The organism is Amycolatopsis sp. NPDC043887, from assembly GCF_056435665.1.
In genome coordinates this window covers 293,643-306,366 of the sequence record NZ_JBWKEB010000005.1, presented here as the reverse complement: position 1 = coordinate 306,366, position 12,724 = coordinate 293,643, and the positions used below count along the sequence as shown (strand labels likewise).

Below are 12,724 nucleotides of genomic sequence, written 5' to 3'. Positions count from 1 at the left end.
TTCATGAGCAGAGCAGCTCGCCTTGCCCGCCTCCGCCGGATCGGCATGTTCGCCACGACGATCGCCCTGGTGCTGGGCCTCGCGTCACCCGCGGTCGCGGACGAGCTGAACGCTCTTCCATTCCGTGATCCGGGCCTTCCGCTGACCACTCGGGTGGACGATCTGGTGCGGCGGCTGACCCTGGCGGAGAAGGTGTCGTTGCTGCACCAGTTCCAGCCCGCGATCCCGCGGCTGGGCATCCCCGAATTCAAGACGGGAACCGAGGCCCTCCACGGTCTCGGCTGGACGACGGAGCGCACGAACGGCGCCGTCGTGACCGCGAGCGCCACGGTCTTCCCTCAGGCGATCGGGCTCGCTTCGACGTGGGACCCCGCGTTGATCGAACAGGTCGGGGCGGTCGTCGGTGACGAGGCGCGGGGCTACCACTCGCAGGACCCCGGGTTCTGGGGGCTCCAGTTGTGGGCGCCGGTGGTGAACCTGCTGCGTGATCCGCGATGGGGGCGCAACGAGGAGGGCTACTCGGAAGATCCTCTGCTGACCGGGGCGATCTCGACGGCGTACGGCAAGGGGATGACCGGCGACCATCCCCAGTACCTCAAGACCGCTCCGGTGCTGAAGCACTACCTGGCCAACAACAACGAGATCCGCCGCGACACCACATCGTCCAACCTGCGCCCGCGAGTGCTGCGCGAATACGACGAGCAGGCGTTCAAACCGGCTATCGCGGCCGACGCGGCGACCGGCGTGATGGGGTCGTACAACCTCGTCAACGGACGGCCCGCGACGGTCAACCCCGACCTTGACGACGTCGTGCGGACGTGGACCGACAAGACGCTCTACAACGTCAGCGACGCGTCCGCCCCGTACAACCTGACAGGCTCCGAGAAGTACTACGGAACCAACGAGGAAGGGTTCGCGGCCACCCTCAAAGCCGGTCTGGACGGCTTCACCGTCGACAACCAGAACCCCGGCCCCACCATCAAGATCATCACGTCCGCGCTGGCCAAGGGGTTGCTCGCCGAGGCCGACATCGACAAGGCGGTGAAGCACGTCCTGAGCGTCCGCTTCCGGCTCGGCGACTTCGATCCGGACGGCGGCCCGTACGCCAAGATCGGCAAGGACGTGGTCAACAGTCCGGCGCACCGGCAGCTCGCCCGCAAGGCGGCGGGCGAGGCCATGGTGCTGCTGAAGAACGACCGCGGCGCGCTGCCGCTGGACCCGAAGCGCGGAGTCGCTGTCATCGGGCCGTTGGAGAAGACCCTGTACACCGACTGGTACTCCGGCGGACTGCCGTACAAGGTGACCCCGGTGGACGGGATCCGCGCGCGGCTCGGCGGCGGGGCACAGATCACCGACACCGAGGCCGTCGACAGGATCGCCTTGCGCGACGCCGCCACCGGCAGGTACCTCAGCGGCGGCGCGGGTGAGGCGGGCGCGGTGCTCAAGACCGGCGCCACCAGTGCCGGGGCCACGGAGCAGTTCGACGCCTTCGAGTGGGGCGATGGTGTGCTGACGTTGCGCAGTGTCGCGAACGGGAAGTACGTCGAGCGGCAGAACCTCGCCGATGCCACCAGTCCGTTCCTCAACCAGGCGCCGCAGCCGCGGGACTGGTTCGTCCACCAGCAGTTCAAACTGGAGGACGCGGGTGACGGCACGGTCGTGATCAGGTACGCCGGTTACGAGCTTCCGAACGACTGGGACGGGCCGAACAGCTATCTCACCGTAGCCGCCGACGGCACACTGACCCTGGGCTCGCCGAACGCGGCGGGAGCGACCAAGTTCCGCAAGGAGCAGATCACCTCGGGGATCGACAGCGCGGTGAAGGCGGCACGATCGGCCGAAACGGCGGTCGTGGTCGTGGGCAGCATGCCGTTCATCAACGGCCGGGAAGACCACGACCGCACCACGACGGCGCTGGCCCAGAGCCAGAGCGAACTGATCAAGGCCGTGCGCAAGGCGAATCCGAACACCGTCGTGGTGGTCGAGAACAGCTATCCCACGACCTTGAACTGGGAGCAGGAGAACATCCCGGCGATCGTGTGGACCTCGCACGCCGGCCAGGAGACCGGCAACGCGCTCGCCGACGTGCTGTACGGCGACGTGAACCCGGCCGGCCGTCTCACCCAGACCTGGTACCGCTCGGACGCCGAGCTCCCGGACATCCTCGACTACGACATCATGAAACGCGGCAGCACCTACCAGTACTTCACCGGTGATCCGCTCTACGCCTTCGGCCACGGTCTGTCCTACACGAACTTCCGCTACAGCGACCTGCGCCTCGGCAAGCCGGGTCCACAAGGGACGTTCGAAGCGACGGTGAAGGTGACCAACACCGGGAAACGTGCCGGTGACGAGGTGGTGCAGCTCTACACCCATCAACTCGTGTCCCGCGACAAGCAGCCGAATCAGCGGCTCCGCGACTTCGAACGGGTGCACCTGGAACCAGGGCAGACCAAGACGGTGCGCCTGTCGGTGCCCGACCTCCGGCATTGGGACGTCACCCGGGGCAAATGGGTGCTGGAATCGTCCGTCCACGAGGTGATGGTCGGTGCGTCCGCCGCCGACATCCGGCTGCGCTCGGCGATCCCCGTTCGCGGCGAGCAGATCCCGCCGCGCGACCTGACGCGGAACACCAGGGCGATCGACTTCGACGACTACTCGGGCGTCGAACTGGTCGACGAAAGCAAGGTCCGTGGCGACGCGGTCGGAGTCGGCGCGGGAGACTGGCTGCGCTTCAGCGACGTGGACTTCCGTTCCGGGGCACGGACGTTCACCGCCAGAACGGCTCGCGCCGCACCAGGAACGTCCACTGTGGAAATCCGGCTCGGCGGCCCACGCGGCAGGCTGGCCGGCACCGCGCAGATCGCCAGTACCGGCGACAAGTACACGTACTCGACGACCACCGCGACGTTGTCCGGGCTGAACGGGCGGCACGACGTCTACCTCGTCTTCACCGCCGATTCGAGAATCAGCACGTTTTCTCTGCGGTAACGGTCCACTTGGTGAAAAGACACGGAAGGAGCCCGGCTATGCGCAGGCAAGCACGATCCTTGTCGAGCAGTGTCGTCATGGCGTTGGTCGCCACCCTGATGATAGGAGGGACGGCGCAGGCCGCCACCTGGAGCTCTTCGGACAAGTGGGGGAGCTGGTCGAACGGCGGCTACACCGTCCGCAACAACGTCTGGGGCGGAGGCGCCGGCCCGCAGTCGATCTGGGCGAACTCCTACAGCAACTTCGGCGTCTGGGCGAACCACCCGAACACCGGCGGAGTGAAGTCGTATCCGCATTCGGCGAAGAACGTCGGCCGCCAGTTGAGCGGACTGCGGAGCCTTTCCAGCAGTTTCAACGTCTCCAGGCCGGGTGGCGGCGCCTACGCGACGGCGTACGACATCTGGGCGAACAACAACGCCTACGAGATCATGCTGTGGATGAACAAGCAGGGTGCCGTGGGCGCGATCGGTTCGAAGGAGACCACGGTGTCGGTCGGCGGCCACACCTGGGACGTCTACCGGGGGAGCAACGGCGCCAACGCGGTGTTCTCCTTCCTGCGCACCTCCAACACGAACGCAGGTTCGGTCGACGTGCTCGCCGTGCTGAACTGGATCAAGAATCGCGGCTGGTACGGCGACGTGACGGTCGGTGAAGTGCAGTTCGGCTTCGAGATCACGTCGTCCAGCGGCGGCATGAACTTCTCGTCGAACAGTTATTCCGTCTCGTCGTCCTGATCGGTAGCCACTTTCACACCACGCACGACCCCGCCTGGATCAGGTCCGCACCGGCGGAGATGCCCGACCGTACCGCTCCGACTTGCGGGCCCGGTGCCGTCGTGTCACCAATGGACATGTTCTGAGTGGCGCGAACGGCGAGAGGACACGTACAGCCCTGTGAACCTGACTCTCGTCGCCGTGCTCGGCGTCGTCCTCATCGTGGTGGTGGCCGCGTTCTCCGAACGGCTGAACCTGGCTGCTCCGCTGAGCCTCGTGGTGGCCGGGATCGGGCTGAGCTTTCTGCCGGGCGTCCCACATCCGGAGGTCGAACCCCAGCTGATCCTCGCCGGGGTGCTCCCTCCGCTGCTGTATTCGGCGGCGGTGAACATGCCGATGGTCGACTTCCGGCGGAACATCCGGCCGATCACCGGCCTCGCGGTCCTTCTCGTGGTGGGGACGACATTGGGCGCCGGCTGGCTGTTCCACTGGCTGGTGCCGGGGATCGGGTGGCCCGCCGCGTTCGCGCTCGGCGCGGTCATCAGCCCCACCGACGCCGTCGCGGCGACGTCCGTGGGGCGGCGACTCGGTCTGCCACCCCGGCTGCTGACCGTGCTCGAAGGCGAAGGGCTGGTCAACGACGCCTCAGCGCTCGTGCTGCTGCGGTCCGCCGTCGCCGCGGTCGCCGGGTCGGTGTCCGTCTGGGGCGTCGTGGGCGAGTTCGCCTTCTCGGTCGTCGTGGCGGTCGGGATCGGGATCCTGGTCGGGGTCGTCAACGTGCGGGCGCGCGCCTTGCTGGGCAACGCCGTGCTCAACACGGCCATCTCGTTCGTGGTCCCGTTCATCGCCTTCCTGCCCGCGGAAGAGGCCGGCGCCTCGGGCGTGCTCGCCGTCGTCGTCGCCGGCCTGGTGACCGGTCATCTCGCCCCGCGGCACCTGCGCGCGACGGACCGCCTCGCCGAGACCGTCAACTGGCGCACCGCGGCGTTCCTGCTGGAGAGCGGGATGTTCCTGCTCATGGGACTCAGCGTGAAGACCCTCGTCGACGAGGTGCACGAGGACGGTTCGAGCGTCTGGCGCGCGCTCGCCATCGGCCTGGCCGCGTCGGCGCTCGTCATCGTCGCGCGCGTCGTCTTCGTCGGACCGCTGGTCGCCGGCCTGTACCGCGAGCAGCGAAAAGCCGCGCGATTCAAACCGCGACTGGAAACCACGCAGGCGGTGCTGCGGGGCGACGAGTCGAATCCCGCCGTCACCGAGCGGCTGGACAAAGCGTCACCGAGACGGGTGGCGCATTTCCGGAAGCGGCTCGATCGCGCCGCCGCGGACGTGGAGTTCCGGCTCACCGAGACTCTGGGCTGGCGCGGCGGTGTGGTGCTCGGCTGGGCGGGGATGCGCGGCGCCATCACCCTCGCGGCGGCGCAGACCCTTCCGCAGGACACCCCGGACCGCGCCCTGCTGGTCCTGATCGCCTACGTGGTGGCGACCACGACGCTGCTGGTACAGGGAATGACTCTCCCGGCGGTCATCCGTGCGGCGCGTGTGCCCGAGGAGGATCCGGACCGGGCACGCCAGGAGTACGTCCGGCTCATGGCCGAGCTCGCCGACGCGGCGAAGTCCGTTTTGGACGATCCGGCCGACGGGCCGTTCAGCGAGGCGATCCTGGACCGGGTGCGCTCGGACGTGCGCGTCCCGGGCAAAGCGACCGCGGGCCGTCCGGCGCCGGAACAGGTCGAGAGCGTGCAGCAATATCTGCGGTTGCGCTTGCGTGTCCTCACCGAACAGTCCGAACGCCTCCAGCGAGCCCGGTCGAGCGGCGGATACAGCTCGGAGACGGTGAGCCGGGCGCAAACAGCCCTCGACGTGGAGATGGCCCGCCTCGAGCAGCTGGCGGATAAACCGGCGTCGTGACCGACAAGCTGGAGCCGACAAGGCGGCGATAGTGATCTAGGACACAATGTCTCCGGCGTTTGCCCCGAACCGTCCGCATCGACAAAGTCAACGATGCTTACATGCGCGGTATGAACGGATACGACTGGGCTCCGCCCACGGATGCGGAAATGGCCGTTTGGGAGGCCAAGGCCGCGGAATTCGAACGCCTCGCCGCCGAACAGGCCGAAGAACGTTTTACCGGTCGTTCGGATAGCGGCCTCGTCGAGGCCGAAGTGGACGGCAACGGACGGCTGACGGACCTCGACGTGAGCGCCGAGGCGCTGCGTCAGGCCTACCCGCAGAACATCGGCCCGGACACCATCGAAGCCATCGTCGCAGCCCGGGCCGCGGCCGGCGCAGCAGGCCGCGAGAAGGCCGAAGGAATCCTCCCGGGGGTGCGCGCTTGAACCGCAGGCGCAGGCTGGAGAACCTGGTCAGCGAGATCGAGGAGCGCGACGCCGCGCTCACGACAGCGCTCGCGAACGCCAGGGATCAGGCCATCGAGGTCGACATCCCCGGCGAGCTCGGCGTCGTCGAGGTCTCCGGTGCCGGCCGGCTGCAACGCATCGAAATCGACCTCGAAAACCTCCCTTACACCACGGCCCAGGCGTTGAGCGAGAGCCTGCTGGAGGCGATCGTCGCCGCCGAGGAGCACGCGCAAGAACTCAGGCAGCAGGCCCTCACCGCCTCGCGCCCCCGCTGATCACCGAACGGAGAACGACTTTGGCTCGAATCGAAGGCACCGGTTACTACGTCGTACCGGACGCCCTCCGCAAGAACACCGAGGCGTGGGTCACCACCGGGGACGCCTGGCGGGAGTTCGTCGACCGCGGCAGCGACTACGCGGCCATGGCCCCCGCCGACATGGGGCTGCTCGGTATGAAGACCGGTTTCCCCACGGACTACAACGTCGCCCGCGAGACCATCCTGAAGACCGCTCGGATCGGCATCGAGCAGATCGACGAGGTCCGCGGCAACCTGGACAAGGTCGCCAAGGAGTACGAGAACCGCGACGCCGAGTACTACGAGAAGTTCGGATACATGGGTGGCGACGACGACGCTGCGGACAGCCGCTTCTAGGCCCCGGCACACACTCGAAACTTAAGGAACAGAACAGAGCATGGCGACACGCCAGAAGGCCGAGTGGCCTGAGAACGCGGCCAAGAAAGTCCAGGAGAAGGCCGAAGAGCACGAGCACAAGGGTGCCCTCGACACCTTGTTCATGATCCGGGATCTCCTCTTCGGCAACGCCGATCGGATGGAAGAACTGGCCGTGTGGTGGGGCCAGGCCTGGTACATGGTCGACTCGGAGACCGCGATCGACGACTCGCGCAACAACCTCGCCGCGTACTGGCAGGGCGGCGGGTACGACTCGTACAACACCTACGCGATCAACGCCACCAAGCGCATCTCCCGCAACGAAGGTGTGTTCAACGAGATCGCCGGCACGATGGAGAGCTGCATCGACATCGTCTACGAGACCTACGGCGACGCGATCGCTTTCATCAGCGAGTGCGCCAACCAGATCGCCGAGGCTTCGGCGAACTTCCTCGAAGACCTCATCAACCCCTTCGGTGAGGCCGCGAACGTCATCCGCCTGCTCAACGGTTTCGTCCAGAACGTCAGCGATCTGGTCGAGGCCTCCGTCCGCAAAATGGGCGACCTGCGCCAGATGGGCGTGTTCCTCGCCCGGCAGGCGAACGACTTCAGTGACGTCAAGGAGATGGCCGAGGCGGCCGGGAACCCCGAGCTCTGGGGGGTCAAGCCGGTGCCGAAGGAACCCGCGGCCGCGCAGTGACGGACGAACCGACGAAGGAGCCCGACGGCGAACGCCTGCTCGAGAACCCGTGGGATCCGGAGACACTCGCCGCCAAACGCAAGAAGGCGGGCAAGCCGAAGGCCAGGATCAAGGGGGCGGGCATGCCCGCCGAGGAGGATCCTGAGTTCCGGCTCAAGTTCGGGAAGGCCTGGTAGTGACCCCGGCGGGTCCCCATAGGACGAAATGTCCTATGGGGACCCCTCGTGACACGCTCGCGCGCAAAGGACCTCAGCCGATGGACGGGATGCGCGCCGTCGGCGGCACGACCGGCGTTCATGACGCAGTTGGTGCTGCGACGCCGTGCCGCGGGGGAACGCGTGGTCGTCGTGGAGCTGGGTTGGACAAGTGCTACGGGGTGTGGCCGTGGACTGCGTGCCGGACCTCGACCACGCGGGGGTCATCGGCGCGAAGGCGACCCGGTCACGTCAGCCGGTATTCCATCGCGTACCGACAGGCAGCCACGGATTTTCTGGGCCGTTTCTGGGCCTGACGGGTCGGCCGGGTCAGGCCGTCCGGGGCTGGTCGCGCCACCAGCGCTGACCGGCCTCGGGAAGGGTGGAGATCGGGTCGTAGTAGGGGTAGCGCTGCTGCAGTGCCTCGTCGGCGTTGGCGACGTTTTCCCTGTCCACGCTGGTCAGGTAGTTCTTGGTCCAGTAGGAGATGCCCAACTCCCGGTCGTACTCGGCCAGCTGGTGAACCCACCGCTTCCCGACGTAGGGCACGTCGCAGACGATGCGGGGAGTCGCGTAGCCGGGCAGGTAGCCCATGATCGCGTGCTGGAGTTCCTGTGCTTCGTGCACGGAAACCCGCCAGTGCTCGGCGTTCGGGATCATGTCGCACATGTAGAAGTAGTACGGCAGGATGTTCGCCTCGCCTTGCAGCGCGAAGCACAGGTCCAGCAGGTCGGCCGGGGTCGCGTTGACGCCCTTCATCAGCACGCCCTGGTTGCGCACGTCGCGGACGCCGACGTCGAGGGCGGTCCTGGCGGCTTCGGCGACCAGCGGGGTCACCGACTGGGCGTGGTTGACGTGGGTGTGGATCGCGAGGTTGACGCCGCGCCGCTGCGCGGTGCCGGCGACGCGTTCGAGCCCTTCGACGACCTTCGGCTGGATCCAGTGCTGCGGGAGGGCGGCGAGCGCCTTGGTCGCGAGCCGGATGTCGCGGACGGTGTCGATGTCCATCAGCCGCATGAGGAACGACTCCAGCTGCGGCCAGGGCACGTTGGCGACGTCGCCGCCGGAGACCACGACGTCACGCACGCCCGGGGTCTTCTTCAGGTACTCGATCATCGCGTCCTGGCGGTCGACCGGTTTGAGCGAGAGCTTGTGCTTCTCGACTTGCTCGGTGGAGTTGCCGACCAGGTCCATCCGGGTGCAGTGCCCGCAGTACTGGGGACAGGTGGAGATCATCTCGGCGAGGACCTTGGTGGGGTAGCGATGGGTCAGCCCCTCCACCACCCACATCTCGGCCTCGTGCAGTGAGTCCCGTTCGGAGTGCGGGTGACTCGGCCACTCGGTGTCGCGGTCGCTGCGCACCGGAAGCATGTAGCGGCGGATCGGGTCGGCGTACCAGGCCTCGGTCACCTTCGCCGGGTCGGTGCCCGCGTTGGGCGCCATCGTGTTGATCATCTGCGGCGGCAGCAGCATCGACATCGTGGCCATCTCTCGCTGGTCGGCGAGCATGTCCTCGTAGAAGCGCTCCTCGAGCAGGTCGCCCATGAGGGCGCGCAGTTGCTTGGCGTTGCGGATGCAGTGCACTCGCTGCCACTGCGCGTCACGCCACTCTGCCTCGGTCACGTCGTGCCAGCCGGGGAAGCGGCGCCAGTCGGGTTCGATCAGCTCGACACGGGTGTAGTCGTAGGGCTGATCGTAGGCGGCCACCGGCGAGGTCGGTTCCTGGATCGCAGTCACTTGTACTCCTCGTCGTCGGAAACGCGTGAAAATATCCTGTCACATCGTTCGGAAGACGTAAATATTCCTGTCGCGCGTGGTGTGTCGAAATGTCACCGACCCGCCGGTCACCTGGTCGTCCGCACGCTGCAAACTCGGGAGCGTGACGAACGCGCGAACCACGCTCCTGCTCGGCGGGCGTATCTACAGCCCCTCGGCCCCCGACGCCACCGCCATGGCGATCACCGACGGCACCGTCGTCTGGGTGGGACAGGACGGCCCGGCCAGGGCCCTGCATCCCGACGCCGAACTGGTCGACCTCGACGGCGCCTTCGTCGCACCCGCCTTCGTCGACGCACATGTCCACGCCACCGCGACGGGCCTGCACCTCACCGGGCTGAACCTCGCGAACATCCGCGGTGCCGGAGAGCTCCTCGCCGCGGTCCGCGATGCCGCCCGCCCCGGCCAGGTGCTCGTCGCGCACGGGTGGGACGAATCCCGCTGGAGCGACGGCAGGCTGCCCAGCCGCGCGGAGATCGACGAGGCCTCGAACGGCACCCCGGTGTACCTGAGCCGGGTCGACGTCCACTCGGCGCTCGTCTCCAGCGCCCTCGTCGCGCTCGCCGCCGGCGTGCACGAGGCGCCGGGCTGGTCGGCCGACGGACCGCTGACCCGCGACGCCCACCACCTCGTGCGCGCCGCGATGCGCGAGGCGATCACGCCGCAGCAGCGCCGCGAAGCCCAGCGCGCGTTCCTCGCCGAAGCCGCCGCGCGCGGAGTCGTGAGCGTCCACGAATGCGCGGGCCCGGACATCTCCGGCGCCGAAGACCTCACGGATCTGCTCGCGCTCGCCTCCGAACCCGGACTGCCGGAAGTCGTCGGCTACTGGGGCGAACGCGGTGGTGTCGACACCGCCCGCGCGCTCGGCGCCAGGGGAGTCGCGGGCGACCTGTTCGTCGACGGCGCGCTCGGCTCCCGCACCGCCGCCCTGCACGAGCCGTACGCCGACGCCCATGGCACCTCCGGGACGCTCTACCTCGACGCCCCCGCCATCGCCGAGCACATCAGCGCCTGCACCGAGGCCGAACTCCAGGCCGGTTTCCACGTCATCGGCGACGCCGCCGTCGCGGAGGTCGTCGAAGGGTTCCGGCTCGCGGAGAAGACCGTCGGCCGTCGAGCGCTGGCCGCCCGCCACCACCGGCTCGAACACGTGGAGATGATCGACGTCGACCAGGCGAAGGCGCTCGCGGGCTGGGGTGTGGTCGCTTCGGTCCAGCCGCAGTTCGACGCGGAATGGGGCGGCACCCACGGCATGTACACCGAACGCCTCGGCGCGGAACGCGCCCCGAAGCTCAATCCCTTCGCCGCCATGGCCGCCGAAGGGCTCCTGCTCGCCTTCGGCTCCGACGCACCCGTCACGCCGGTCGACCCGTGGGCCACCGTCCGCGCCGGGACCTATCACCGCACGCCGGGCTCGGGCTTGTCCGCCCGCGCGTCCTTCACCGCCCACACCCGTGCGGGACACCGCGCAGCCGGCGTCAACGACGGCGTCACCGGCAGCCTGGTCCCGGGCGCTCCCGCGCACTACGCGATCTGGGACGCCGAAGACCTCGTCGTCGCGACACCGGACTCACGTGTACAGCGCTGGTCGACCGACCCGCGCGCGGGCGTGCCCCCGCTGCCGAACCTCGCGCAGGGCGCGACACTGCCCGGTTGTCTGCGCACGGTCCGCGGCGGACAGGTCATCCACGATCTGTTCACCCGGACGGCCTAGGGTTCAGGAGTGTCCACGACCGTGACCGATCCGGACCCCGAAGCGGCGCCCCGGAAGCGCTTCTCCCTCGCCTGGCTCGTGCGTTTCCTCGTCGCCGCGGCGTCGGGATTCACGCTGTACCTCAGTTTCGCTCCGCGTCCGCTGTGGTGGCTCGCGCCGCTGGCGTTCACCGGCTTCGCCATGGTGGTGCACGGACGAAGGTTCCGGGGCGCGTTCGGTTACGCGTTCGTGTTCGGGATGGGGTTCTTCCTGCCGCTGCTGACGTGGCTGCTGGATTTCCTCGGCCCGGGCTTCGGGCCGTGGCCGTGGCTCGGGCTGGCGATAGCGCTGTCGGTGTATCTCGGTTTCGGCGGGGCTTTCGCCACCGTGGTGTGGAGGTTGCCGCTCGGGCCGCTATGGGCGGCACTGGTGATCATCGCGCTGGAGACTCCTCGCACCTGGTTCCCCTTCGGCGGTTTCCCGTGGGGTCGTGTCGCGTTCAGCCAGCCTGAGGGCGCGTTCGTCTCGCTGGCATCTATCGGCGGTGCTCCGCTGGTCGGTCTCGCCGTCGTGGCGACCGGTTTCGGGCTCGCGGCGCTGTGCCTGCGGCTGAAGGGCGCGGATCCGCGCCGTTCTCTGGTGGCGGCGTCGGCGCTGACGCTGGTTCCAGTGGTGGCGGGGCTCGCGGTGTGGCCGACGATCGGCACCGAAGCCCAGGACGGCGAGCTCACCGTCGCCACGGTGCAGGGCAACGCCCCGGACATCGGCCTGGCGCTGGAAGGCCGCCGCGACGAACTCCGGAGCAACCACCTCGCCGAAAGTGCCCGGCTGCTGGAAAAGCTCAAGGCGAGCAACACGAAGGTCGATCTGCTCGTATGGCCGGAGACCGCGATGGCCATGCGCACCGGCGATGCCGGCGTCGATCAGCTGGTCCGCGACTACGGCACGCAGGCGATCATCGGTGCGCTGGTCCGGCTGCCCGACGGAAGCGCGCAGAACTCCGCGCTCGTCTGGGATCCGGTCACCGGCCCGGGCCAGCGCTACGCCAAGCAACAGCTCGTGCCGTTCGGCGAGTACATCCCGGCCCGTGAGGTCGCGAAGCTGGTGACCCCGTTCGTCGACAGCGTCGCCGACATGAAGCCGGGCGACGGAGCCAACGCCGCCCTGTCGGTCGCGGGTACCAAGGTCGGCGTCTTCATCTGTTACGAGACAGCCTTCGACTACCCGGCGCGGGAGTCGGCGGCCGATGGCGCGGAACTGCTCGTCGTACCCACCAACAACGCCTGGTACGGACCGGGGGAGATGAGCTATCAGCAGCTGGCGATGTCGCGGTTGCGAGCGGTCGAGCACGGGCGCGCCGTGATCGTTTCCGCCACCAGCGGGGTCAGCGCGATCGTCGCGCCGGACGGTTCGATCACGGCCTCCACCAGCCTGTTCACCGCAGACTCCCTGGTGGGGCGCGTACCGCTGAGGCAGCAGACTACGCTGTCGGATCTACTCGGTGTGACGACGGAGTACGGGCTGCTCGCCCTGGCGATCGCCGGGGTTACCGGCGGGTACGTGCTGCGTTTCCGCACCCGGCGCGCGAGCGTCGCCAAGGCAACGAGGGAAGCGGCGGGCTGACCCGCCG

General features: G+C 68.3%; 11 protein-coding genes. 10 read left to right on the top strand and 1 reads right to left on the bottom strand.

What is annotated here, in order from left to right:
- Positions 1-3 precede the first annotated feature (3 nt).
- From AC069H_RS15975 to AC069H_RS15940, 8 genes are all read left to right on the top strand, one after another.
- Positions 4-2,991, top strand: coding sequence for a glycoside hydrolase family 3 protein (locus tag AC069H_RS15975; RefSeq protein WP_478232775.1), 2,988 nt, complete (start codon positions 4-6; stop codon positions 2,989-2,991).
- Between the two features lie 38 nt (positions 2,992-3,029).
- Positions 3,030-3,725 carry a glycoside hydrolase family 12 protein gene (locus tag AC069H_RS15970; protein ID WP_478228214.1) on the top strand — a complete coding sequence of 232 codons (696 nt, stop codon included), beginning with the start codon at positions 3,030-3,032 and terminating at the stop codon, positions 3,723-3,725.
- Positions 3,726-3,884: 159 nt separating this feature from the next.
- On the top strand, positions 3,885-5,612 hold the full coding sequence (locus tag AC069H_RS15965) for a cation:proton antiporter (protein ID WP_478232774.1): 1,728 nt from the start codon (positions 3,885-3,887) through the stop codon (positions 5,610-5,612).
- A 110-nt stretch (positions 5,613-5,722) separates the two neighbouring features.
- Positions 5,723-6,040 carry a YbaB/EbfC family nucleoid-associated protein gene (locus tag AC069H_RS15960; protein ID WP_478232773.1) on the top strand — a complete coding sequence of 106 codons (318 nt, stop codon included), beginning with the start codon at positions 5,723-5,725 and terminating at the stop codon, positions 6,038-6,040.
- A complete protein-coding gene (locus tag AC069H_RS15955; protein ID WP_478232772.1) occupies positions 6,037-6,336 on the top strand; it encodes a hypothetical protein in 300 nt (99 codons plus the stop codon). Before AC069H_RS15960 ends, AC069H_RS15955 begins: the two co-directional genes overlap by 4 nt.
- A 20-nt stretch (positions 6,337-6,356) precedes the next feature.
- Positions 6,357-6,713 (top strand): hypothetical protein, encoded by a 357-nt coding sequence (locus AC069H_RS15950; protein ID WP_340681907.1) that lies wholly within the window; start codon positions 6,357-6,359, stop codon positions 6,711-6,713.
- 40 nt (positions 6,714-6,753) lie between these two features.
- Positions 6,754-7,431 (top strand): hypothetical protein, encoded by a 678-nt coding sequence (locus AC069H_RS15945; RefSeq protein ID WP_340681908.1) that lies wholly within the window; start codon positions 6,754-6,756, stop codon positions 7,429-7,431.
- Positions 7,428-7,607: a hypothetical protein gene (locus AC069H_RS15940; protein ID WP_478232771.1), complete on the top strand. Its 180-nt coding sequence runs from the start codon at positions 7,428-7,430 to the stop codon at positions 7,605-7,607. Before AC069H_RS15945 ends, AC069H_RS15940 begins: the two co-directional genes overlap by 4 nt.
- A gap of 348 nt (positions 7,608-7,955) precedes the next feature.
- Here the strand turns inward: AC069H_RS15940 and AC069H_RS15935 are convergent, their stop codons facing one another.
- On the bottom strand, positions 7,956-9,362 hold the full coding sequence (locus AC069H_RS15935) for a KamA family radical SAM protein (protein WP_478228221.1): 1,407 nt from the start codon (positions 9,360-9,362) through the stop codon (positions 7,956-7,958).
- Positions 9,363-9,504: 142 nt separating this feature from the next.
- Between AC069H_RS15935 and AC069H_RS15930 the strand changes: the two genes are divergently transcribed.
- Both AC069H_RS15930 and lnt read left to right on the top strand, forming a co-directional pair.
- Entirely contained in the window at positions 9,505-11,115 is a 1,611-nt protein-coding gene (locus AC069H_RS15930; protein WP_478232770.1) for an amidohydrolase, read from the top strand.
- A 9-nt stretch (positions 11,116-11,124) separates the two neighbouring features.
- Complete coding sequence (lnt, locus tag AC069H_RS15925; protein ID WP_478232769.1) at positions 11,125-12,717, top strand: apolipoprotein N-acyltransferase; 1,593 nt, start codon at positions 11,125-11,127, stop codon at positions 12,715-12,717.
- The last annotated feature ends 7 nt before the right edge of the window (positions 12,718-12,724 follow it).

Coding starts and splice junctions, on each gene's coding strand:
- AC069H_RS15975 (WP_478232775.1), top strand. CDS start 4: ATGAGCAGAGCAGCTCGCCTTGCCCGCCTCCGCCGGATCGGCATGTTC.
- AC069H_RS15970 (WP_478228214.1), top strand. CDS start 3,030: ATGCGCAGGCAAGCACGATCCTTGTCGAGCAGTGTCGTCATGGCGTTG.
- AC069H_RS15960 (WP_478232773.1), top strand. CDS start 5,723: ATGAACGGATACGACTGGGCTCCGCCCACGGATGCGGAAATGGCCGTT.
- AC069H_RS15945 (WP_340681908.1), top strand. CDS start 6,754: ATGGCGACACGCCAGAAGGCCGAGTGGCCTGAGAACGCGGCCAAGAAA.